The sequence below is a fragment of the Povalibacter sp. genome, from assembly GCF_036735925.1.
Taxonomy (GTDB): Bacteria; Pseudomonadota; Gammaproteobacteria; order Steroidobacterales; family Steroidobacteraceae; genus Steroidobacter.
This window is the reverse complement of record NZ_DAINNK010000014.1, coordinates 54,968-75,958: the sequence shown is the minus strand read 5'-3', so window position 1 is coordinate 75,958 and position 20,991 is coordinate 54,968. Positions and strand designations below refer to the sequence as shown.

Here is a 20,991-nt window from a genome sequence, read left to right as displayed (position 1 = left end):
GCCGCAAGGCGCCGCTGCCGAAGATCCGCGCGCGGCGCTGGCTCGACCGGCGGCACGACGAGCGGAGAAAGAATTGAAAGTGACGAAAGTCACGCAAGTCACGAAGGTGCAGGAGTAGAACCGGCATCACCTCATTCACCCTCGTCACTTCCGTGACTTGCGTGACTTTCGTCACCTACCTCATGTCCTACACCCGCCTCACCCTGCTGCCGTCGCAACTGGTCCTCGCCGTCGAGGAAGGCGAGACCATTCTCGATGCGGCCTTGCGCGCGGGATTGAATCTGCCGCACAGCTGCAAGGGCGGGCATTGCGCTGCGTGCCGCGCGCGGCTGATCAGCGGGGAAGTCCGCTATCCGGCGGGACCGCCGTTAGGCATCACCGCGGCCGAGGCTGCAGGTGGTTACGCACTGCTGTGCCAGGCACACGCTGCGAGCCCGGAACTCACGGTGGAAATCCGCGAGATCCGGCCGCCGGTGCCGGAAGAACGCATTCAGAGCCTGCCGTGTCGCATCGAGCGCATGGAAGCACTCGCGCCCGGCGTGATGGCGGTGTATCTGCGGCTGCCATCCGCGGAGACGTTCAATTTCGTCGCCGGCCAGTATCTCGACATCATGCTGCCGCAGAACCGGCGCCGCAGTTTCTCGATCGCCAATCCGCCGCACGATGCCCAGTTCATCGAACTGCACATCCGTCGCGTCGCCGGCGGCGAGTTCACGCAGCAGCTGTTCGCCGGTATGAAGGAGAAGACGCTGCTGCGGATCGAAGGTCCGCTCGGACAGTTCTGGTTCCGCGAGGAATCGCCGCGGCCCGCACTGCTCATCGGCGGCGGCACCGGTTACGCGCCGCTGCGCGCGATGCTGCATCACCTGCTGGAACGCGGCGATCGACGTCCGCTGCATCTGTACTGGGGCGCACAGACGCGCGCCGACCTTTACGAGGACGCCATGCTGCGCGAGATGACGCAGCGCTATCCCAACCTCGCCTATACGCCGGTGCTGTCGAATGCGACGCCGCTCGACGAATGGCAGGGCCGCAGCGGCTGGGTTCACGAAGCGGCCTTTGCCGATCACCCGCGACTCGCCGACTATGACGTCTACGCGAGCGGCCCGCCGGTGATGGTCGAAGCGGTCCGCCGTCACTTCAGCGAGCAGGGACTGCCCGCCGATCAGTTGTTCTTCGACTCGTTCGACTTCGCGCCGGATGCGCTGGAGAAGCTGCGGCAGACCAAACCGGGTCAGTAAATCTGCTCTCTCTTCCTCTTCCTGTGGGGCCGGCTTCAGCCGGCCATCTGCAGAGGAAGGCCGGCTGAAGCCGGCCCCACAGGAGGAGCGCTCAGCGAGTCTGCGTCGCTGCCGCCAGCGCCGCACGCCGCCGTCGATTCCAGCGCCAGATGAGCGGCGCGAGGATCACGTCGTAGCACCAGGCCGCGAGCGGCTCGACCGGCGGCAGCCGGATGAACCACGCAAGCCCGCGCCAGTACGGCAGCGCCGCCCAGATCGTGCACAGCGCTTCGATGCCGCTCAGCATCCGTCCCGAATCCGCGAGCACATATACGCGCCGACGCGCCGTCTGCAGATCGATTCCATAGCGACTCATCAGTTCGGGGCGGGTCGCGACATCGTCGAACTGCCAGCGCTTCCCCAGGCGCCGCGCGGCGCGACAGTAGGTGTTCATCTCGCCATCGCAGATCGGACAGAACGTGTCGTAGAGCACATCGCTCGGCGCATCCGTGCGCATGCACAGATCGGCGAGCGCCTCATCGATCCGCGGATATTGGAATTCGAAACCCGACGCCAGCGCCTTCACCGGCAACACGCGCTGACCATCGAGCAGGAGCTGCGCGCGTTCGCCGAGCAGGCAACGCAGCATGGTTTCCGGGGCACGCACCGTCAGGGAACGTCCGAACTGTGCGGCCAGCTGGCGTGCGAATTCGTGCTGACGGACAGGCACCGGCGCTGTGGCGTTGATCGGTCCGTCGACGTCGCCGCGGTCGAGACAATGCTCGATCAGGCGCAGCACATCGTCGATGTGAATCCACGACAGCCATTGCCGGCCCGAGCCGAGCACGGCAGCAATCCGGGCGCGCGCTGCCAGGATCTGCTGCGGCAATGCGCCGCCATCGCGTCCCAGCACGACGCCCAGACGCAGGCTGCAAACGCGTACGCCATGACTCTTTGCGCGTTGCGCGGTGAGTTCCCAGATCTGGCACAGCTGCGACTGGAAGATCGTGCGGCCACGATCGGCCTCGCACAGTTCTTCGTCGCCGCGCACGCCGTAGTAGCCCACGGCCGATGCCGTCACGAGCACGGCGGGCTTGTGCTGCAGCCGGCCGATCAGCTCCACGACGGCCTCCGTCACTGCGACGCGACTGGCGATCAGTTGACGACGCCGGCGCCCGGTCCACGGTCGCGAAATGATCGGCTCGCCGGCCAGATTGACGATCGCATCGATGCGCACATCGGCGGCGATCTCGACCAGCGACGTGCAGATCGTGACGTGCGGTCCGAACAGATCGAGCGCGCGCTCGCGACGGCGCGCGAGCACCAGCACGTCGTCGCCGGCCGCGATCAATCGCCGGCATACCTGCCGGCCGATGAAGCCGGTCGCGCCCGTGACGAGGATCCGTCGCGGTTGAAGTTTGCTGCCGGCAAACAGCGGATCGCGCAGCCATCGCGGCGGCCGGCGCGGCAGGAACATCGCGAGCAGCGAACCGGCAATCAGCAGGACCACGAGCAGGTTCATGTCCATCACCCTCACTGAAAGATCCCATCCTGGAAGAACATCCGGCCAAACCAGTGATGATTCGTGTCCATGGTGAAGCGGAATCGGCCCTCGCCGAGATCGCGATGCACGACGTGGGTCGCACCGGGCAGGAACCAGTCCGGCAGCCGCACGCGCCAGCCGCCGGCGCGGAAGAAGTAACCGGTGCTGAGAAAATGCAGTTCGCCCCGTTCCTCGAACACCTTCAGGCGCATGTGCAGGCCGGCGTTCAATGCCTCGATGAGCGTGCCGTCGTCATCGAGTTGCTTGGTCGAGCGCACGACGACGGGCGCACGACCGGCGAATTCGTAGCAGCGCTCCCACACGATGCCGTCGGCGGTATCGATCACACGCACGGTCATGGGCACGTCCTCGCCGGTGTACGGCGCGACCGGCGTGCCGAAGAGCCGGCACAACTGCGCGAACCAGCGCCCGCTGCGCGATGCAGCCACCTTGCAGGCGCCGCGATAGATCACGTTCGCGTGCGCCGCATGGACGAAGCGCGTCCGCACGGCCGGCGGCAATCGCGACCAGGCGCTGTCGCCGAGCAGCCGGTGAAAATCCGGGTAGCGGCCGCCGGTCAGCGGCACCTCGGTGAGATCTCCGAGAACGGTCGTGTTCATGTTCTTGTCCTTCCGCTTCCAGCGTCGTCCGTAATTTCAGGAATTTCTGAAACTTGGCGGCAAAAAAAATGCTCGCTCCGTCACCCCACGATCTTCGCGACCCGCGTTCCCATGCGCATGAGCTTGAGCAGCGTCGGCCGCGGCATGTCGCGGATCTGGTCGTACCAGCCGGTCATCTCTTCGAGAAACTCGAGCATGGTCGCGATACGCTCCTTCACCTGCTCCGGGGTCTCGGTATCGCGTTTCGATTCCTGCGCGCACTCGCGCAGCATCTGCACCGTCGGGTCGATCTCGCGGCGCTTGCGACCGTCGAGGATCGTCGTGAGCACTTCCCAGATATCCTTGCGGGCCTGGAAGTAGTCGCGACGGTCGCCGATGACGTGGGTGATGCTGACCAGGTCCCAGACCTGCAATTCCTTGAGGCTGACGCTGACGTTGGAGCGGGCGATGGCCAGCGTCTCGGCGATGTCGTCAGCGGTCAGCGGCTCGGGAGCGAGGAACAGCAGCGCGTGGATCTGGGCCACGGAGCGGCTCACCCCCCAGCGGCTGCCCATTTCGCCCCAGTGGAGGACGCAGCGTTGGATCGTGGGTGTGAGTTTCATGTCGGGTAAGTCGGTTATTTCAGGAATGTCTGAAAATTACGGAAAGATCGACCGGGCTGTCAATGCGGCGAGTGCCTATCGCGGCACCGTGGGGGCCGCAGCATGACTGCGCCGAAGCCCCATGCGCTGATCGTCGGCTGCGGCTATGTCGGCGAGCGTCTGGCCCGCCGCCTGGCCGACACATACGACATAACGGCGGTCGTGCGCACGCCCGCGCGCGTGGCCGAACTTACCGCGCGCGGCATCAAGACCTTTGCACTCGATCTCGACCGCGTACGGCTCGGCGCCTGGATTCCGGAAAAACTCGAACAGGCGGCGATCTTCTACCTGGCGCCGCCGCCGGCGGCCGGCGAAAGCGATCTGCGGCTCGACCGCTTCCTGCAACTGGCGACGGTGCCGCCGCGCGCCTTCGTCTACCTGAGCACCACGGGTGTCTATGGCGACACGGACGGCGCGCCCGTCGACGAGGGCAGTCCGGTGCAACCCATGACCGATCGCGCCCGTCGACGCGTCAGCGCCGAGGAAATGACGCGCGTGTGGTGCACCGAGCGTCGCGTGCGTCGCGTGGTGCTGCGAGTCCCCGGCATCTACGGTCCGGGACGCCTGCCGCTAGAACGGCTGCGAAAGCGCGAAGCCACCCTGCACCCCGACGAAGCCGGCATCAGCAATCGCATCCATGTGACGGATCTGGTCGAAGCCTGCGTCGCCGCCGCCCTCAATCCCGAGGCCCGCGGCATCTACAACGTGACCGACGGCAATTCCTGCAGCTCGACTGCCTTTCTCGATCGCGTCGCTGCACTGACCGGGCTGCCGCCCGCGCCACGGGTTTCGATGGACGAGGCGCAGCTGACGTTCAGTCCGGAACGCCTGTCGTTCCTGCACGAATCACGGCGCGTCAGCAACGAACGGATGCTGAAGCATCTCGGCGTCAAGCTGAGGTTTACGGATCTCGATGCGGGGATACGCGACAGCCTGGAGAAAGAAGACTGAGAGCCTTCTCCTGTGGGGCCGGCTTCAGCCGGCCTTTTTCAAGCCAGGAGGCCGGAGGAAGCCGGCCCCACAGAAGAGCGAACCTCAACCGTCAGCCCGGCTGACTCTTCCTGCTCCCCAGCCACTTCCGGATCGGCGCCCACTGTTCCCAGTCCGGCCCCGCGAGATATTCGGGCAGTTCGAAAATGCCCATGCCGCGCTGGAAGGCGCGCAGATAGTTGGTCGACTGGCGCAGCGAAGTGAGGTACGGCACCTTCAGCTTGCCGAGATACTTGTCGAGTTCCTCGAACATCAGCGTGTTCTCGCGCACGCGGTTGGCGATCACGGCCAGCTTGGCCTGCTCGCGCTGCACCTTGCCGAGTTCGAGCAGTTCGCTCATGAAATGAGCACAGGCCTTCATGTCGATCGGCGACGGCATCACCGGCACGAGAATGGTTTCGGCGCGTCGCACCAGTTCGTTCATTTCCGAACCGTGGGTGCGCGCGGGCGCATCGATCACCAGCACTTCGGTATCGCGCGGCACGCCGCGCACGCCTTCGTCATAGGCCGGCACGCCCTGAATCTTCGGCAGGTCGTCCGGACGCGTCTCGAGCCAGTCGAGGCTGGTGCGTTGCGGATCGTAGTCGGCGATCGCCACCTTGTAGCCATCGATGGCGAACAGCGTGGCGATGTTGGTGGCGAGCGTGCTCTTGCCGCAGCCGCCCTTCGAATTCATAACCATCACGTGGCGCATGAAATCCTCGCTTCGCGCTGGCGTGAAAAGCCCGGCGATCGAATTGTTCTTCAAGGAGCCTTTTGCCGGCGGCTACGTTAAGGTGGCCTCGTGGAAATGTCCACGCGCGGAGACATTCGCATGGCTTTCGCAAACCCTTCACCGGCGGCGATCGCTGCACTCCTGCGTTCGGCCCGGGTCATCGCCGTCGTCGGCCTTTCCGACAATCCGCACCGGCCGAGTTACGAAGTGGCTGCCGCCCTGCTCGACTACGGCTACCGGATCATTCCCGTGAGTCCCGCGCTCTCCGTCTGGGAAGGCATCCGGGCCGTTCCCGATCTCGATCACGTCGCGGATGCGCTGAGCCCCGGCGAGCACGTCGATATCGTCGACGTCTTCCGCCAGCCGCAGCACGTCGACGACATCGTCGCCGACTGTCTGCGCCTGCGCTTCCCCGCCCTGTGGCTGCAGCTCGGCGTGATCAACGAATCCGCCGCAGAACGCGCCGTGGCCGGCGGCATGACCGTCGTCATGGACAAGTGCATCAAGGTAGAGCGGATGAGGATGGGGTGAGGAAGGCGCCTTCCGTATACTCCGCCCATGCTGTTGAACTTCACCAAGATGCATGGCCTGGGCAACGATTTTCTGGTGTTCGAGGCGCCTGCCGACGACGCCGTGCCCGACAGCGAACGCATGCGCCAGCTCGCCGATCGACGCACGGGCATCGGCTTCGACCAGGCATTGGTGCTGCTGCCGCCGCGGAAGCCCGGCACCGACGTCTACTACCGCATCTTCAATGCCGACGGTTCCGAAGTGGAGCAATGCGGCAATGGCGCGCGCTGCGTCGGCAAGCTCGTCGCGCAGAAGCTGGCGCGACAGCAATTGCACATGGACAGCCTCGGCGGCCGCGTCGATGTGCAGTTGCGCAATGACGGCCTGGTGTCAGTCGACATGGGCATTCCGGATTTCAATCCTGCGGCACTGCCCTTCGAGGCTGCGCGCGAAGCCGATGTCTATCCGCTTCGTGTCGGCGAGACGGAGCTGCAGATCAGCGCGGTCTCGATGGGCAATCCGCACGCCGTGATGCGCGTGCCTTCCGTCGCCGACGCGCCCGTGGACACCATCGGACCTGCGGTAGAGAATCACACGCGCTTCGCCAGGCGGACCAACGTCGGTTTCATGGAGGTCGTGAGCCGCAATCACATCCGCCTGCGCGTGTTCGAGCGCGGCGTCGGTGAAACCCAGGCCTGCGGCACCGGTGCATGCGCTGCGGTCGCGGTGGGGAGAAAGCTGGGCCTGCTGGACGAAGAAGTCGCCGTCGATGCGCCGGGTGGACGCATGACGGTGCGCTGGCCGGGTCCCGGCGAACACCTGTGGATGACCGGCCCTGCGGTCACCGTGTTCCGGGGAACGGTCGAGATCTGACCCTACAACTCGAGGTTTCATGAGCAAGCAACCTGTCCGCGGCGTCGAAGTCGACTCCCTGCCGGAAGAAGTCATCGCCGAATATCTGCAGCACCATCCCGACTTCTTCGAACGCCACGCGGCCCTGCTGACCCGTCTCAAGTTGCCTCACGGCCGCGGCTCTTCCGCGATCTCGCTCGTCGAACGCCAGGTGGCCGTACTGCGCGAGAAGAACGAGAAAGCCGAAGCGCAACTGCATGACCTCGTCGGCGTCGCCCGCGACAACGATGCGCTCGCCGACAAGATCCACAAGCTCTCCCGCCGGCTGATCCGCGCCCGCACGGCAGAGGCACTCGTCGATGCGCTCGAAGCGTCGCTGCGCGAGGACTTCGGCGCCTCCGAATGGCTGATGGTCCTCGCCCCCGCCGCGGAGTCCGGTTTTCACCAGATCACCAGCCGCCATCTGCGCCTCGTCGAGCCGACCGCCGCCGAACTGAAAATGTTCGAAACTTTGTTCAGCGGTGGCAAGCCGCGCTGCGGCCAGATCCGCGACAGCCAGCGCGATTTCCTGTTCGGCACCGGCACGATCGAAATCGGCTCCGCCGCGCTCGTACCGCTCGGTCCGCAGGCAGCGGCCGGATTGCTGGCCATCGGCAGCCCCGACACGGAACGCTTCTCGCCGGCCATGAGCACGGAATTTCTCGCACGCATCGGCGAGCTGGTGAGCGAGGCGGTGGGGGCGGTGTGAGGCGACCCGTCGGCCGAGGGCACCGTCATGCATGACGATGCCCTCGCCTGGCTGCCGCGATTCCTGAGCCATCTTTCTTCCGAACGCCGGCTCTCGGCACACACGCACGTCAACTATCGGCGCGACCTGGAGCTGTTCGCGAAATATTGCGAGCACCAGAAGGTCGACGACTGGCCGCGGCTCGACAGCCAGCACATCCGCAGTTTCGCCGCGACCGAATTCCGGCGCGGCCAGTCGCCGCGCACCATCCAGCGCCGGCTCTCGGCACTGCGCAGCTTCTTCAATTTCCTGATCCGCGAATCGGCGCTGAAGGCGAATCCCGCGGTCGGCGTGCAGGCGCCCAAGGCGAGCAAGCGTCTGCCGCAAACGGTGGATGCCGATCAGATGGCGCGATTGCTGGCGTTCCGCGCCGACGACGAACTCAGCGTGCGCGACAAGGCCATCATGGAGCTGTTCTATTCGTCCGGGCTGCGTCTGTCGGAACTCGTCGATCTCGATCTCGGCGACGTCGATCTGCGCGACCGGACGGTGCGCGTCGTCGGCAAGGGCAACAAGGCGCGCGTGTTGCCCGTCGGACGTTTCGCGATCGAAGCACTGACCGCCTGGCTGCGCGAGCGAAGCGCGGTGGCGATGCCCGGCGAGACCGCGCTGTTCGTCTCGAAGCGCGGCGGCCGGCTGCTGCAGCGTGCCATCCAGCGACGCATCGAACGCTGGGTGCGCGCACAGGGTCTCGGCATTCACATGCATCCGCACATGTTCCGCCATTCCTTCGCCAGCCACCTGCTCGAATCGAGCCAGGATCTGCGCGCCGTGCAGGAATTGCTGGGTCACGCCAACATTTCGACCACGCAGATCTACACCCACCTTGATTTCCAGCACCTCGCCAAGATCTACGACCAGGCTCATCCGCGGGCGCGACGCAAAGCGGCGGTTCGAGGATCCAAGGAATAGAAAGAAATGGCCGCAAAAAGGCGCAAAGATCACAAAGGGATTTGATCTTTCATTCCTGCACTTTGAGTCTCTTGCGCCTTTTTGCGGCCATTCTCTTCTTCTGATTCTGTGTCTCCTGCGGTTACTCTTCTCCCATGAATCAATTCGAAGGCACAACGATCCTTTCCGTGCGGCGCAACGGCACGGTCGTCATCGGCGGCGACGGCCAGGTATCGCTCGGCAACACCGTGATGAAGGGCAATGCACGCAAGGTGCGCCGGCTCTACGACGGCAAGGTGCTGGCGGGATTTGCCGGCGGCACGGCGGACGCATTCACGCTGTTCGAGCGCTTCGAAACGAAGCTGCAGCAGTTCGGCAATCTCACGCGCGCCGCCATCGAACTCGCGAAGGACTGGCGTTCCGACCGCAGCCTGCGGCGTCTCGAAGCGCTGCTGTGCGTGGCCGACACGAAGAGTTCGTTCATCATCTCGGGCAATGGCGATGTCATCGAACCCGAGGATGAAATCATGGCGATCGGCTCCGGCGGCTCCTACGCCCTGTCGGCTGCGCGCGCGCTGATGCAGAACACCGATCTCGACGCGCGCAGCGTGGTCGAGAAATCGTTGAACATTGCAGCGGACATCTGCATCTATACCAATCGGAATCTGACGATCGAAGAGCTTCGAGCGTGAGATTGCAAGGCGACTGGCCGCTGGCGACTGGCAGCTGGCCGGAGTCGAACCCTCCTGATATTTCTGGCCGACTGCCAGCCGCCAGTCGCCAGTGGCCTGCTTCATGTCCTCCATGACCCCCCGCGAAATCGTTCAGGAACTCGACAAACACATCGTCGGCCAGGCGGAAGCCAAGCGTGCCGTCGCCATCGCGCTGCGCAATCGCTGGCGCCGCATGCAGGTGCCCGAAGAACTGCGCGCCGAGATCACGCCGAAAAACATTCTCATGATCGGACCGACAGGCGTCGGCAAGACCGAGATTGCACGCCGGCTCGCGAAACTCGCGCGTGCGCCCTTCATCAAGGTGGAAGCGACGAAGTTCACCGAAGTCGGCTACGTCGGCCGCGAAGTCGATTCCATCATCAAGGACCTGATGGATGTGGCGGTGAAGATGACGCGCGAAGTCGAGACGGAAAAATTCCGGCATCGCGCCATGGATGCCGCGGAGGAACGCGTGCTCGATGCGCTGCTGCCGCGACCGAAATCCATGGGCTTCGCGCCGGAACCCGATCCTGCGCCGCGCGATCAGGACACGCGCCAGAAATTCCGCAAGATGCTGCGCGAAGGCCAGCTCGACGATCGCGAAATCGAGATCGAAGTGCGCGCATTGCCGATGGGCGTCGAGATCATGGCGCCGGCCGGCATGGAGGATCTGACCAACCAGCTGCAGGGCATGTTCGCCAATCTCGGCGGCAACCGCACCAGGATGCGCAAGGTGAAGGTGCGTGAGGCCTTCAAGCTGCTGACCGACGAGGAAGCGGCGAAGATGATCAACGAGGAAGAACTCAAAGCCCAGGCGCTGCAGAACGCCGAGCAGAACGGCATCGTGTTCATCGACGAGATCGACAAGATCGCGCGCCGCCAGGAAACGCACGGCGCCGACGTCAGCCGCGAGGGCGTGCAGCGCGACCTGCTGCCGCTGGTCGAAGGCAGCACCGTCAGCACCAAGCACGGCATGGTGAAGACGGATCACATCCTGTTCATCGCCTCCGGCGCCTTTCACATGTCGAAGCCCTCCGACCTGATTCCGGAGCTGCAGGGCCGCTTTCCCATTCGCGTCGAGCTGCAGGCGCTCAAGGTGGAGGACTTCATCCGCATCCTCACCGAACCCGACGCCTCGTTGTGCACGCAGTACCGCGCGCTGCTCGCGACCGAAGGCGTGAATCTCGAGTTCTCCGACAGCGGCGTACGCCGACTCGCCGAAGTCGCCTTCCAGGTCAACGAACGCACCGAGAACATCGGTGCGCGGCGCCTGCACACGGTGCTGGAGCGTTTGCTGGAAACGCTGTCCTTCGAAGCCGCCGATCGCAACGGCGCGACCATCACCGTCGATGCGGCGTATGTCGACAGGTATCTGGGCGAGCTGGTGAAGGATGAGGATCTGACGCGATACATTCTTTAGGCTGCTGGCGACTGGCTGCTGGCAGCTGGCCAGAACGGAGATGCTCTATTCTCTGGCCAGTTGCCAGCAGCCAGTCGCCGCTCTCTTCCCCATGCCCCCCACCTCTCTCAAACTCCGCACCCGATCCCGCCTGCTCGAAGTCGCCTTCGACGACGGCACGCGCTACGAGCTGCCGTTCGAATATCTGCGCGTGTACTCGCCCTCGGCGGAAGTCCGCGGCCACGGGCCGGGGCAGGAAACGCTGCAGCTCGGCAAGCATGACGTCGGCATCAAGGCCGTCGAACCGGTGGGCAATTACGCAGTGAAGCTCGTGTTCGACGACGGTCACGACACCGGGCTGTATTCGTGGAGCTATCTGCGCGAACTCGGACGCGAGCACGAACAGAAGTGGGCGAACTATCTGGCGCGGCTCGCGGAGCTGGGCATTCCCTATCCCACCGCCGCCGGCAAGAGCCGATAATCGCGGCGGCTTCATCTTTCCTGGAATCATGTCAGCGCTACAGACCTTCTTCGCCGCCGGATGGATCGGCATCGGTATCCGCCTGCTGCTGATCGCGCTTTGCGCCTGGCTGCTGCATCGGCTGATGCGAGGCGTGATCGGTCACCTGGGCGGTCGATCGATCATCCCGGCCGAGTTGCTCGTCGGCCTGCGACGTACCTCCTCCTTTCTGATCACGGCCGGCGCCGTGCTGCTCGCGCTGCAACAGCTCGGCGTGTCGACCACGGTGGTGTGGACGGCACTGACCGGGTTCATCGCCGTCGGTGCGATCGCCTTCTTCGCGGCGTGGAGCGTGCTGTCGAACATTTTCTGCACGGTGCTCATCATCACCACGCGCCTGTTCCGTCTGCACGACCGAATCGAGATTCTCGAGAACGGCGAAAAGCGCGGACTGCAGGGCGAGGTCGTCGATCTGAACATCATCTACACCACGCTGCGCGAAGTTGCGCCCGACGGTACGGTCGCCTCGGTGCTGCAGGTTCCCAACAGCCTGTTTTTCCAGCGCGTGATACGACGATGGACGGGACCGGTTCCTCCGCAGCCGATGAGTGCGGACCATCAGTCGCCGGACACCTGACGCGCGTCATTACGCGTCGATCATCTTCTCCTGCCAACCGATCTCCATACCTTTCACCGCGTCATCGAACTCGTCGAGGGTCATCAGATCGAGGCACGGCATGGCGCCGTGCTGCGTCCATCGACCGCTGGCGAGCTTGCGCGCAATCACGATCGCCGCAATGCACGGGATCTGCGGTCCGTGACCCGCGAGGGCGGTCAGTAGCCATTCGATGCGTCGTTGCCGTCCCGCGGTCGTGCCAGTCACGACGACGTGCATGCCGCCCGCATCGCTGCCGAACCGCAGCAGCAATTCGCTGGCAGCGCGCAGGAACCTTGCGGCCGGACGCCAGTTGCTCACGATGCGCCATCGCGCCAGCCACGACATGAGCCACAGGCTCCATTGAATCGTGCGCAGCTCCAGGCCGGCGTGGAACTTCACGCTGTCGGTCACGCCATAGCGCAGCGGAAACAGCGACAGATCGGGCACATCGCAATTGGCAAACCAGCGCCAGCCGAGCCGGGGATAGAACACACGATGCTGATCCTGCCAGCCGTACACGCGCTGCCAGCGGCCGCGCTGCCAGCGCTCGAAGGGCTTGCCGCAATAACTCAGCACCGATTCCACCGTCGACAGGCCGCGCGGCGTGCGGTTGCCTGGCGTGATGCCGATGGACACGGTCGCGATCGAATCGAAGCGGCTGCGATAGCGATCGAGCACGGCTGCAGACAATGCAGGCACCGTGCTGGCACCGCTCACGACCAGCACGTTGCGCTCGCGGGCAGCGGCGTCGAGCGCGGTGATTCCGGTGACGAAGGCGCGGCCGTCGGCCAGATCGACGTAGTGCGCGCCGGCCTCGATGCAGGCGCGCGCGACTTCGTACGACTGGCCCTGGAACGGACCGGCCGTGTGGATCACGAGATCGATGCGCTGTTGCCGCAGGAACTGCGCGAATTGCGGATCGTGCGCATCCAGACCCATGCCTTCGACCACGGCCGCCGCACCGCGCAGTCGGGCCGCTGCCTGCCCGGCGCGCACCGCGTCCCGGCCGGCAATCAGCAGATGACAACGCGCTTGCGACGCGAGGGCGTCGACGATACGAGCACCGAAGTTTCCGTAGCCGCCAAGGACCAGAATTCGATAGGCCGGCTCCCGACTCATGGCTACAATGCGATCCCCGATGAACGCTGAACACGACAAGCGCGACGGCGCGGATACTACCGATTTCGGCTACCAGCAGGTGCCGAAGGCAGAGAAGGCCGCGCGCGTGCGCGAGGTGTTCGATTCGGTCGCAGGCAACTACGACTTGATGAACGACCTGATGTCGGGCGGCGCGCATCGTCTCTGGAAGCGCTTCACGCTGTCGCAGACCGGATTGCGACCGGGACAGCGCGCGTTGGATGTCGCGGGCGGCACGGGCGACATCGCCGCCGGCATGGCGAAGCAGGTCGGCGCCAATGGGCTCGTCATGCTCACCGACATCAATGCAGCCATGCTCTCCGAAGGTCGCGATGCACTGACCGATCGCGGCATCGTCGGCAATGTGCGTTATTCGCTCGCGAATGCCGAATGTCTGCCGTTTCCCGATGCAAGCTTCGATTGCGTGACCATCGGCTTCGGCCTGCGCAACGTCACCGACAAGCAGAAGGCGCTGAACTCGATGGCCCGCGTGCTGAAGCCGGGCGGCCAGTTGATGGTGCTGGAGTTCTCGCATCCGGTCGCGCCGGGCCTCAAGCCCATCTACGACCGCTATTCCTTCTCCGTGCTGCCGTGGCTCGGCAAGGTGGTGGCGAAGGACGAAGACAGCTATCGCTACCTCGCCGAATCGATCCGCCGCTTTCCCGATCAGCCGACGCTGCAGTCGATGATGGAACAGGCCGGGCTCGAACAGTGCCGCTATCACAATCTCACGGGTGGCATCGTGGCATTGCATCGGGGCTGGAAGCTGTGAGGCTCGCGCCGCTCGAAGCCGTCCTCAATCGCAACATCGCCGCGTCCGGCGCGGCGCGCGGACTGTGCACTCGTCTCGCCGGCAAGGTACTGACAGTCCGGTTCACGGGCCTGCCGCTCGCCCTCCAGTTCGAATCCGACGGCGAGCGCATGAAACTCGACACCTCGACGACGGCCACCGCGAACGCCACGCTCACCGGCACGCCGCTCTCGCTGCTGCAGCTTGCTAGTCCCCGCCCTGAAGCGGCATTGCGTACGGGCGCCGTGCACATCGAAGGCGATGCGGAAGTGGCACAGACCTTCAGCGAACTGCTGAAGCACGCGCGGCCGGATCTCGAAGAAGAACTCTCGCGCGTCATCGGCGACGTCGCCGCTCATCAGGTGGGCAATGCCGCACGTTCGGTGCTGGCGTTCGGTCGTCGCACTGCCGACACGTTCGCGCAGAACGTCGCCGAGTTCCTGCAGGAAGAAGGCCGCGATGTCCCGGCGCGCGTCGAAGCCGACGAGTTCATCGCCGGCGTGGACAAGCTGCGCGACGACGTCGATCGTTTCGAAGCGCGACTGGCGCGGCTGGAACGACAGGGATCCTGATCACCCATCATGCGATTGCGCGTTCTCACCCGACTGCTCGAAATCCAGCGCGTGCTGGTCCGGCACGGCCTCGACGAGATCATCCTCGCCACGCATCTGTTCCGGCCGATCCGCTTCGCGTTCTATCTTTCGCCCGCCACCTGGTTCCAGCGCGCGAACAAGGATGCACCGCGCGGCGAGCGGCTGCGCAAGGCGCTGGAGGAACTGGGGCCGATCTTCATGAAGTTCGGCCAGACGCTGTCGACGCGCCGCGACCTGCTGCCGCGCGACATCGCCGACGAACTGGAGAAGCTGCAGGACGAAGTGCCGCCCTTTCCCGGCGAGCAGGCACGGGCGATTGCCGAAGCCGCGCTGGAACGGCCGCTGAACGAAGTGTTTGCGCGCTTCGATCAGGAACCGCTCGCCGCCGCCACCATCGCGCAGGTGCACACGGCACAGCTTCACGACGGCAAGGAGGTCGTGGTCAAGATCGTGCGGCCCGGCATCCGCGAACAGATCGAACGCGATGTCGAAGTGATGTACGCGCTGGCGCGGCTCGCGAATCGCTACTGGTCGCAGGCGCCGCGGCTGCGGCCGGTGGAACTGGTACGCGAGTACGAGAAAACCATCCTCGACGAACTGAACCTGATGCGCGAGGCCGGCAACGCCACGCAACTGCGGCGCAACTTCGCGGATTCACGCCTGCTGTACGTGCCGGAGATCTACTGGGACTACTGCCGCAAGAACGTGATGGTGATGGAGCGCGTGCACGGCGTGCTCATCAACGACATTCCGGAACTCGAACGGCGCGGCGCCAACATTAAGCGGCTCGCCGAGAACGGCGTCGAGATCTTTTTCACGCAGGCGTTCCGGCACAACTTCTTTCACGCCGACATGCATCCGGGCAACATTTTCGTGCTGCTCGACGACCCGCAGCATCCGCGCTACGCGGCCGTGGACTTCGGCATCGTCGGCACGCTCGATCCGCGCGACCAGCACTACCTCGCCGAGAATTTCCTGGCGTTCTTCGATCACGACTACCGCCGCATTGCGCAGCTGCACATCGATTCGGGCTGGATTCCCTCGCATGTGCGCGTCGATGAACTCGAATCCGCCGTGCGCACGGTCTGCGAACCGATCGCCAACAAACCCTTGCGCGAAATCTCCTTCGGCCAGGTGCTGATCAGCCTGTTCGAAGCCGCGCAGCGCTTCGATGCGCAGATGCAGCCGCAACTGATGCTGATCCAGAAGACGCTGCTGCAGATCGAAGGCGTCGGCCGCCAGCTCTATCCGGATCTCGATCTGTGGGAGACGGCGCAGCCGCTGCTCAAGCAATGGATGCAGGAGCGTTACAGCCTGAAGTCGATGGTGCGCCAGACGCGCAAGCAATTGCCGGGACTGGTCGACGCGCTGCGCGCGGCGCCGCAGCTGATCCAGCAGGTCGTGCAACGCGCGACCGATGGCCGCCTCGATGTGCCGGTGAAGTCGCGCGACCTGGAAGTCCTGCGCGAGGAGATCCGCGCCGATGCGCGTCGACGCGACGTCACCGTCATCGCTGCGATCAGCCTGCTCGGCGGCATTTTCTGGTTCGCGCTGCATCGCGATCCGCTGTGGCCGGGCGTGGTGCTGGTGCTCGCCAGCGTCGTTGGGCTGTGGTACGCGCGACGATAGGTCTTGTTTCTTGCTTGCTGTGGGGCCGGCTTCAGCCGGCCTTCTGAGGAGTCAGGCTGAAGCCTGACCTACAGGAAGAAAGGTTTTCCTAGCTCTTCAGCGCAATCCAGGTCGCAATCCCGACCGCGCTGCATCTCCCCTCCGCATCGAACAACGCCGTACCCGCCGTGTGCTTGCGTCCGTGATTCGCGATAGGCCACGCAATCACGACGCAGGTCTCGCCGCTGCGCGGCCGGCGATCGACCTGCACGGAGAACTCGCCCAGCAGCGCCAGCGTCGGACTGCAGGCGGCGAAATAGCCGGGACAGTCGAGCGCAGCCCAGATGAATTCGCTGCGGACGTGGCCGGTGTCGTCGGCCAGCGAGGCATCGGGCTGCCACGGCGCCGCCAGGACGTTCGTGCCCGGGATCGATCCGGGAAAAATGCGCAGTCCGTCGCCGTCGGCGCGCTGCGGTCCGCAGACGAAACAGTGCGGAAAGGAATGCTGTGCGAAGCCGGAGAAATGCTTCGACGCGCCCAGCGCTTCGACCCACGAGGGCGCGGCCGGCACCTCGACGACGGGAACGTGCGGCGTGGCCGTTGCAATCAACACGCGTCCGGACGGCTGCGTCGCATGAACGTCCCAGCCGCCGGCGGCATTCGTCGAGATGTCGAGCGCCCGATCGATCGGCACCGGCTGTGCCAGCCGCACGCGCACGGATTCGCCGATCGCCTGCGCGATCACGCCCGCGCTGTAGCCGCCGTTGCCTGAGTTCGGCGGACCGTTGAATCGCGGTGCGACGATGATCCGGGACATCGGCTCAGGTCTTCTTCTCTTCGCGTTGCAACAGTCCCCACGCCACCGGGATCAGCGATACGACGATGATCGCGATCGTGACGATGCCGAAGTTGTTCTTGATGAGGGGGATGTTGCCGAACAGGTAGCCGCCCCAGATGAAGATCGTGATCCAGGCGAAGGCGCCGACGAAGTTGTACGCGGCGAAACGGCGCCGCTGCATCATGCCGACGCCAGCAACGAACGGCGCGAACGTGCGGATGATGGGCATGAAGCGCGACAGCACGATGGTCTTGCCGCCGTGCTTTTCGTAGAACGCCTGCGTACGGAGCAGATAGTCCTGCTTGAGCCACGGGATGCTGCCGCTGAAGGCACGCGGACCGACCGCCCGGCCGATGCGGAAATTCGTTTCGTTGCCGAGAATGGCCGCGACCATCAGCAGCAACCATATCCATCCGGCATTGAGCGTGCCGGTGCTGTCGATGGCGGCGAGCGCGCCGACGGCGAACAGCAGCGAATCGCCCGGCAGGAACGGCGTCACGACCAGGCCGGTCTCGCAGAAGATGATCAGGAACAGGATGCCGTAGATCCAGTAGTGATACTGCGCGACGAGTTCGGAGAGATGACGGTCCAGGTGCAGGACGAAGTCGATGAACCAGTGGATCAGTTCCATTTGCAACTCAGGCGATGGAAAGAGATTGGCCAGCGCGCGACTTCGCCGCGAGCGGCTGATTGCGTTCGTCGACGAGTACCACGACCGGTTCGTGCCGTTCCGCCTCGGCTTCGGTGTACTGCGAGTAGGCACAGATGATCAGCAGATCACCCACCATGGCCTTGCGCGCAGCGGCACCGTTGAGCGAGATATCGCCGGAGCCGCGCGGTGCCTTGATGATGTAAGTGGCAAAACGCTCGCCGTTGTTGACGTTGTACAGCTCGATGTACTGGTTCGGCCGCAGACCCGAGGCTTCGAGCAGGGCTTCATCGATGCCGCAGGATCCTTCGTAGTCGAGGTCGGCCTGGGTGACGCGCACGCGATGCAGTTTGGCTTGCAGCAGGGTCAGGAGCATGGATTCGCCAGATCAGCTGAAACGGGGCCGACAGGCTACAGGCTGACGCCGCAGATAGGAACGCCGACGCTCAGCATGCGGCCGCCAGCCGCTCGACGAGGGGTTCGAGTTCCGAATCGATCAACAACCCGCTGGCGTGCCGCGGACGCAGGAAGCCCTCCGCCTGGCAGCGCTCGATGAAGGCAATCAGCGGATCGTAGTAGCCCGCCTGGTTGAGCAGGCCGCAGGGCTTGCGATGCAGGTCCAGCTGCGTCCAGGTCCAGGCTTCGAACAGTTCATCCATGGTGCCGATGCCGCCGGGCAGCGTGAGAAAGGCATCCGACAGATCGCCCATCAACTGTTTTCGTTGCGCCATGGTCTGCACGACGTGCAGCTCCGTCAGCCCCGCGTGTCCGACTTCCTTGTCGAGCAGCAGTTGCGGAATCACGCCGACCACCCGGCCGCCTTCCTGAAGCGCCGCATCCGCCACTGCACCCATGAGTCCGACGCGGCCGCCGCCATAGACGAGCGTGCAATGCCGTCGCGCCAGCAGGGTGCCGAGCGTACGCGCGGTTTCCAGATAGCGCGGATGATTGCCGGCGTTCGAGCCGCAGAAAACGCACAGGGATTTCATGGGGGCGGGATTCTACCCGCGCGACGTTTATGTAAAGCACTGCGTCAGACAAATGCACCAAAGCGTGCTCGGGGAATCACTGCAGGCCGTACGCGCTCGTAAAACTGCGGCACAGGTCACATGGGTTCGCGCATTGCAGCAACCCTTGCACGACATTTTCCGCTCAAGCTGCATCGCCCCGGGCCCGATACAACTTCTGACGTGCGGCAAGCCCGTCGATCCCGGTCCATCGACTCTATGCAAGGCTCCTACACCCCGTGGCTCGTCTGTCTCTCGATAGTCGTGGCCATCGTCGTTTCCTACACCGCGCTCAGCCTCGCCTCGCGCGTGGCGGTGGCCCGCGGCCGCTCGGGGGCTGGCGTGGCTGATCGGCGGCGCCGCGGTGCTGGGCATCGGCATCTGGTCCATGCACTTCATCGGCATGCTCGCCTTCCGCCTGCCGATCGCGCTGACCTACGACATCCGCACCACGGCCGCATCGCTCGGCATCGCCGTCGTCGTCTCCGCGTTCGCGCTGACGATTGCCGGTCGCGATTCGTTGAGCATGGTGCGCCTGTTGCTGAGCGCCGTGCTGCTCGGTGCCGGCATCGCCTCGATGCACTACACCGGCATGGCCGGCATCCGCATCGTCCCCGGCATCACCTACGATCCGGCAATCTTCATCGGTTCGATCGGCATTGCGATCTCCGCCTCCTTCGCGGCGCTGTGGCTGGTGTTTCACCTGCGCCACGGCAATTCCTGGCAGATGGCGCTGTCGCGCATCGCCGCCGCCATGATCATGGGCCTGGCCATCAGCGGCATGCACTACACGGGCATGTGGGCCGCCAACGTCGCCGATGGCTCGTACTGCCTGCCCGGCGCACGTCTCGACAATGCCTGGTTCGGCGTCGCCCTCGCCCTGCTGGCGATGGGCATCATGATCATTGCGCTGCTGACCGTGGTGTACGACGCATGGATGCAGCAGCACCGGGTGGAACGCGCCGATGAACTGCGCGCCCACCACTTCACGTCGAGCCGTTCCGACGCGCTGACGGGACTGCCGAACCGCGTGGCGCTGGTCGGGGCCGCCGAGGAAGCGATCGTCAGTGCACAGAAAAGAAACGGCCAGTTCGCCGTGCTGATGCTGGACGTCGACCGCCTCAAGGCCATCAACGACTCGCTCGGCCATCAGGCCGGCGACGAGATGCTGATGGAAATCTCGCGCCGTCTGCGCAAGCTGCTGCGTCACAACGACATGCTGGCGCGCCTGGCGGGCGACGAGTTCACGATTCTCGCGACGGAACTGCGCAGCGCACGCGACGCGGAATCCATCGCCGACAAGGTGCTGGAAGCACTGCGCGAGAAGGTCACGGTCGACGGCGTGGATGTGCATCCCTCCGTCAGCATCGGCATCAGCACCTTCCCGCTCGACGGCGAGAGCTTCGAAACGCTGCTGCGACGGGCGAAGGCCGCCATGCGCTACACCAAGGATGCGGCGCGCGGTGGCTACCGCTTCTACGCTTCGGAGATGAGTGCGTTCACGGACGACCGCCTGGCGCTGGAAGTCGAGCTGCGGCGCGCGATCGAGAACGACGAACTCGAACTGCACTATCAGCCGAAAGTCGACATCGCGACCAACCGCATCCGCAGCTGCGAAGCGCTGATCCGCTGGCGTCATCCGACGCGCGGTCTGATCTCGCCGATGGTGTTCATCCCGGTCGCCGAAGAAACGGGCCTGATCGTGCCGCTCGGCGAGTGGGTGCTGCGCGAAGCCTGCCGGCAGGTGCGTCGCTGGCTCGATGCCGGCATCCCGCCGGTACGCGTCGCGATCAATCTCTCGGCCAAGCAGTTCCGCCAGGCCAATCTGACCGCCATCGTGAAATCCGCACTCGCCGATGCGGGACTCGAACCGGGCTTCATCGAACTGGAGCTGACCGAAAGCTCGGTCATGCACAACCCGGAGAAATCCGCCGAGACGCTGGCGTCACTCAGCGCCATGGGCTCGCACATTTCCATCGACGATTTCGGCACTGGCTATTCGAGCCTCAGCTACCTGCGGCGCTTCCCGCTCGACAAGCTCAAGATCGATCGCAGCTTCATTCGCGACCTGATGAAGAATCCCGACGATGCCGCCATCGTCAAGGCGATCATCTCGCTCGCGCACAGCCTGCGCCTGCGCGTCGTCGCCGAAGGCGTCGAAAGCGCAGATCAGCTGGAATTCCTGCGGCAGCTCGGCTGCGATCAGTACCAGGGTTATCACTGCAGTCCTGCGGTCACGCCGGACGAGTTCGCCGCGCTATTGCGGCGCCTGCGTGCGGAACGTCCCGATCTCACCGAAGCCGACATGCTGCGCACGCAGAGCCGGCTGGCGGCGTTCACGCCGGAAGCGGTGCGGTAAGCGGAATCCTT

The 20,991-nt window shown here is 64.8% G+C and carries 23 protein-coding genes and 1 pseudogene; 15 read left to right on the top strand and 9 right to left on the bottom strand.

What is annotated here, in order from left to right:
- Window positions 1-161: 161 nt before the first annotated feature.
- Window positions 162-1,241: a CDP-6-deoxy-delta-3,4-glucoseen reductase gene (locus V7D81_RS06840; protein WP_324315397.1), complete on the top strand. Its 1,080-nt coding sequence runs from the start codon at window positions 162-164 to the stop codon at window positions 1,239-1,241.
- Between the two features lie 91 nt (window positions 1,242-1,332).
- Here the strand turns inward: V7D81_RS06840 and V7D81_RS06835 are convergent, their stop codons facing one another.
- The 3 genes from V7D81_RS06835 to V7D81_RS06825 form a co-directional block, all read right to left on the bottom strand.
- Window positions 1,333-2,742: a TIGR01777 family oxidoreductase gene (locus V7D81_RS06835; protein WP_324315396.1), complete on the bottom strand. Its 1,410-nt coding sequence runs from the start codon at window positions 2,740-2,742 to the stop codon at window positions 1,333-1,335.
- 11 nt (window positions 2,743-2,753) lie between these two features.
- A complete protein-coding gene (locus tag V7D81_RS06830; protein WP_324315395.1) occupies window positions 2,754-3,383 on the bottom strand; it encodes a DUF4166 domain-containing protein in 630 nt (209 codons plus the stop codon).
- A gap of 80 nt (window positions 3,384-3,463) precedes the next feature.
- Entirely contained in the window at window positions 3,464-3,985 is a 522-nt protein-coding gene (locus tag V7D81_RS06825; protein ID WP_324315394.1) for a GbsR/MarR family transcriptional regulator, read from the bottom strand.
- 102 nt (window positions 3,986-4,087) lie between these two features.
- Here V7D81_RS06825 and V7D81_RS06820 point away from each other — a divergent pair, with 102 nt between their 5' ends.
- A complete protein-coding gene (locus V7D81_RS06820; protein WP_324315393.1) occupies window positions 4,088-4,975 on the top strand; it encodes an NAD-dependent epimerase/dehydratase family protein in 888 nt (295 codons plus the stop codon).
- A gap of 91 nt (window positions 4,976-5,066) precedes the next feature.
- On the opposite strand, the gene V7D81_RS06815 is transcribed toward V7D81_RS06820, so the two are convergent.
- Complete coding sequence (locus V7D81_RS06815) at window positions 5,067-5,708, bottom strand: ParA family protein (RefSeq protein WP_324315392.1); 642 nt, start codon at window positions 5,706-5,708, stop codon at window positions 5,067-5,069.
- A gap of 120 nt (window positions 5,709-5,828) precedes the next feature.
- On the opposite strand from V7D81_RS06815, the gene V7D81_RS06810 reads away from it, so the two are divergent.
- The 8 genes from V7D81_RS06810 (at window position 5,829) to V7D81_RS06775 (ending at window position 11,978) form a co-directional block, all read left to right on the top strand.
- On the top strand, window positions 5,829-6,260 hold the full coding sequence (locus tag V7D81_RS06810) for a CoA-binding protein (protein WP_324315391.1): 432 nt from the start codon (window positions 5,829-5,831) through the stop codon (window positions 6,258-6,260).
- 27 nt (window positions 6,261-6,287) lie between these two features.
- Window positions 6,288-7,112: a diaminopimelate epimerase gene (gene dapF, locus V7D81_RS06805; protein WP_324315390.1), complete on the top strand. Its 825-nt coding sequence runs from the start codon at window positions 6,288-6,290 to the stop codon at window positions 7,110-7,112.
- A 19-nt stretch (window positions 7,113-7,131) separates the two neighbouring features.
- Window positions 7,132-7,839: a DUF484 family protein gene (locus tag V7D81_RS06800; protein ID WP_324315389.1), complete on the top strand. Its 708-nt coding sequence runs from the start codon at window positions 7,132-7,134 to the stop codon at window positions 7,837-7,839.
- A 27-nt stretch (window positions 7,840-7,866) separates the two neighbouring features.
- Window positions 7,867-8,790 (top strand): tyrosine recombinase XerC, encoded by a 924-nt coding sequence (gene xerC / locus V7D81_RS06795; RefSeq protein WP_324315388.1) that lies wholly within the window; start codon window positions 7,867-7,869, stop codon window positions 8,788-8,790.
- A gap of 134 nt (window positions 8,791-8,924) precedes the next feature.
- Window positions 8,925-9,461: an ATP-dependent protease subunit HslV gene (hslV, locus tag V7D81_RS06790; RefSeq protein WP_324315387.1), complete on the top strand. Its 537-nt coding sequence runs from the start codon at window positions 8,925-8,927 to the stop codon at window positions 9,459-9,461.
- Window positions 9,462-9,564: 103 nt separating this feature from the next.
- A complete protein-coding gene (gene hslU, locus V7D81_RS06785) occupies window positions 9,565-10,902 on the top strand; it encodes an ATP-dependent protease ATPase subunit HslU (protein ID WP_349257618.1) in 1,338 nt (445 codons plus the stop codon).
- A 91-nt stretch (window positions 10,903-10,993) separates the two neighbouring features.
- Window positions 10,994-11,362 carry a DUF971 domain-containing protein gene (locus V7D81_RS06780; protein WP_324315385.1) on the top strand — a complete coding sequence of 123 codons (369 nt, stop codon included), beginning with the start codon at window positions 10,994-10,996 and terminating at the stop codon, window positions 11,360-11,362.
- Window positions 11,363-11,390: 28 nt separating this feature from the next.
- On the top strand, window positions 11,391-11,978 hold the full coding sequence (locus V7D81_RS06775) for a mechanosensitive ion channel family protein (RefSeq protein ID WP_324315384.1): 588 nt from the start codon (window positions 11,391-11,393) through the stop codon (window positions 11,976-11,978).
- 9 nt (window positions 11,979-11,987) lie between these two features.
- Here the strand turns inward: V7D81_RS06775 and V7D81_RS06770 are convergent, their stop codons facing one another.
- Window positions 11,988-13,118: a saccharopine dehydrogenase family protein gene (locus V7D81_RS06770; RefSeq protein WP_324315383.1), complete on the bottom strand. Its 1,131-nt coding sequence runs from the start codon at window positions 13,116-13,118 to the stop codon at window positions 11,988-11,990.
- 19 nt (window positions 13,119-13,137) lie between these two features.
- On the opposite strand from V7D81_RS06770, the gene ubiE reads away from it, so the two are divergent.
- From ubiE to ubiB, 3 genes are read left to right on the top strand one after another with little or no spacing between them, the layout of a single operon-like run.
- A complete protein-coding gene (gene ubiE / locus V7D81_RS06765; protein ID WP_324315382.1) occupies window positions 13,138-13,908 on the top strand; it encodes a bifunctional demethylmenaquinone methyltransferase/2-methoxy-6-polyprenyl-1,4-benzoquinol methylase UbiE in 771 nt (256 codons plus the stop codon).
- Complete coding sequence (locus tag V7D81_RS06760; protein WP_324315381.1) at window positions 13,905-14,498, top strand: ubiquinone biosynthesis accessory factor UbiJ; 594 nt, start codon at window positions 13,905-13,907, stop codon at window positions 14,496-14,498. The genes ubiE and V7D81_RS06760 overlap by 4 nt, the downstream gene beginning before the upstream one ends.
- 9 nt (window positions 14,499-14,507) lie before the next feature.
- Complete coding sequence (ubiB, locus tag V7D81_RS06755) at window positions 14,508-16,148, top strand: ubiquinone biosynthesis regulatory protein kinase UbiB (RefSeq protein ID WP_324315380.1); 1,641 nt, start codon at window positions 14,508-14,510, stop codon at window positions 16,146-16,148.
- 88 nt (window positions 16,149-16,236) lie between these two features.
- Here the strand turns inward: ubiB and V7D81_RS06750 are convergent, their stop codons facing one another.
- The 4 genes from V7D81_RS06750 to V7D81_RS06735 form a co-directional block, all read right to left on the bottom strand.
- The gene (locus tag V7D81_RS06750) at window positions 16,237-16,944 is read right to left on the bottom strand and encodes a hypothetical protein (RefSeq protein WP_324315379.1); all 708 of its coding nucleotides are present in this window, start codon (window positions 16,942-16,944) and stop codon (window positions 16,237-16,239) included.
- A gap of 4 nt (window positions 16,945-16,948) precedes the next feature.
- Complete coding sequence (locus V7D81_RS06745) at window positions 16,949-17,596, bottom strand: DedA family protein (protein WP_324315378.1); 648 nt, start codon at window positions 17,594-17,596, stop codon at window positions 16,949-16,951.
- Between the two features lie 7 nt (window positions 17,597-17,603).
- Window positions 17,604-17,990 (bottom strand): aspartate 1-decarboxylase, encoded by a 387-nt coding sequence (gene panD / locus V7D81_RS06740; protein WP_324315377.1) that lies wholly within the window; start codon window positions 17,988-17,990, stop codon window positions 17,604-17,606.
- Window positions 17,991-18,060: 70 nt separating this feature from the next.
- Window positions 18,061-18,603: a TIGR00730 family Rossman fold protein gene (locus V7D81_RS06735; RefSeq protein ID WP_324315376.1), complete on the bottom strand. Its 543-nt coding sequence runs from the start codon at window positions 18,601-18,603 to the stop codon at window positions 18,061-18,063.
- A gap of 120 nt (window positions 18,604-18,723) precedes the next feature.
- Here V7D81_RS06735 and V7D81_RS23200 point away from each other — a divergent pair.
- Window positions 18,724-18,900: pseudogene (locus V7D81_RS23200) on the top strand (hypothetical protein); the annotation flags it as partial.
- 85 nt (window positions 18,901-18,985) lie between these two features.
- Window positions 18,986-20,980 (top strand): putative bifunctional diguanylate cyclase/phosphodiesterase, encoded by a 1,995-nt coding sequence (locus V7D81_RS06730; RefSeq protein WP_324315375.1) that lies wholly within the window; start codon window positions 18,986-18,988, stop codon window positions 20,978-20,980.
- Window positions 20,981-20,991 lie beyond the last annotated feature (11 nt).

Coding starts and splice junctions, on each gene's coding strand:
- hslU (WP_349257618.1), top strand. CDS start 9,565: ATGTCCTCCATGACCCCCCGCGAAATCGTTCAGGAACTCGACAAACAC.
- V7D81_RS06820 (WP_324315393.1), top strand. CDS start 4,088: ATGACTGCGCCGAAGCCCCATGCGCTGATCGTCGGCTGCGGCTATGTC.
- V7D81_RS06825 (WP_324315394.1), bottom strand. CDS start 3,985: ATGAAACTCACACCCACGATCCAACGCTGCGTCCTCCACTGGGGCGAA.
- dapF (WP_324315390.1), top strand. CDS start 6,288: ATGCTGTTGAACTTCACCAAGATGCATGGCCTGGGCAACGATTTTCTG.
- V7D81_RS06780 (WP_324315385.1), top strand. CDS start 10,994: ATGCCCCCCACCTCTCTCAAACTCCGCACCCGATCCCGCCTGCTCGAA.
- panD (WP_324315377.1), bottom strand. CDS start 17,990: ATGCTCCTGACCCTGCTGCAAGCCAAACTGCATCGCGTGCGCGTCACC.
- V7D81_RS06835 (WP_324315396.1), bottom strand. CDS start 2,742: ATGAACCTGCTCGTGGTCCTGCTGATTGCCGGTTCGCTGCTCGCGATG.
- V7D81_RS06810 (WP_324315391.1), top strand. CDS start 5,829: ATGGCTTTCGCAAACCCTTCACCGGCGGCGATCGCTGCACTCCTGCGT.
- V7D81_RS06745 (WP_324315378.1), bottom strand. CDS start 17,596: ATGGAACTGATCCACTGGTTCATCGACTTCGTCCTGCACCTGGACCGT.
- V7D81_RS06775 (WP_324315384.1), top strand. CDS start 11,391: ATGTCAGCGCTACAGACCTTCTTCGCCGCCGGATGGATCGGCATCGGT.
- V7D81_RS06830 (WP_324315395.1), bottom strand. CDS start 3,383: ATGAACACGACCGTTCTCGGAGATCTCACCGAGGTGCCGCTGACCGGC.
- V7D81_RS06750 (WP_324315379.1), bottom strand. CDS start 16,944: ATGTCCCGGATCATCGTCGCACCGCGATTCAACGGTCCGCCGAACTCA.
- xerC (WP_324315388.1), top strand. CDS start 7,867: ATGCATGACGATGCCCTCGCCTGGCTGCCGCGATTCCTGAGCCATCTT.
- ubiB (WP_324315380.1), top strand. CDS start 14,508: ATGCGATTGCGCGTTCTCACCCGACTGCTCGAAATCCAGCGCGTGCTG.
- V7D81_RS06800 (WP_324315389.1), top strand. CDS start 7,132: ATGAGCAAGCAACCTGTCCGCGGCGTCGAAGTCGACTCCCTGCCGGAA.
- hslV (WP_324315387.1), top strand. CDS start 8,925: ATGAATCAATTCGAAGGCACAACGATCCTTTCCGTGCGGCGCAACGGC.
- V7D81_RS06770 (WP_324315383.1), bottom strand. CDS start 13,118: ATGAGTCGGGAGCCGGCCTATCGAATTCTGGTCCTTGGCGGCTACGGA.
- ubiE (WP_324315382.1), top strand. CDS start 13,138: ATGAACGCTGAACACGACAAGCGCGACGGCGCGGATACTACCGATTTC.
- V7D81_RS06735 (WP_324315376.1), bottom strand. CDS start 18,603: ATGAAATCCCTGTGCGTTTTCTGCGGCTCGAACGCCGGCAATCATCCG.
- V7D81_RS06815 (WP_324315392.1), bottom strand. CDS start 5,708: ATGCGCCACGTGATGGTTATGAATTCGAAGGGCGGCTGCGGCAAGAGC.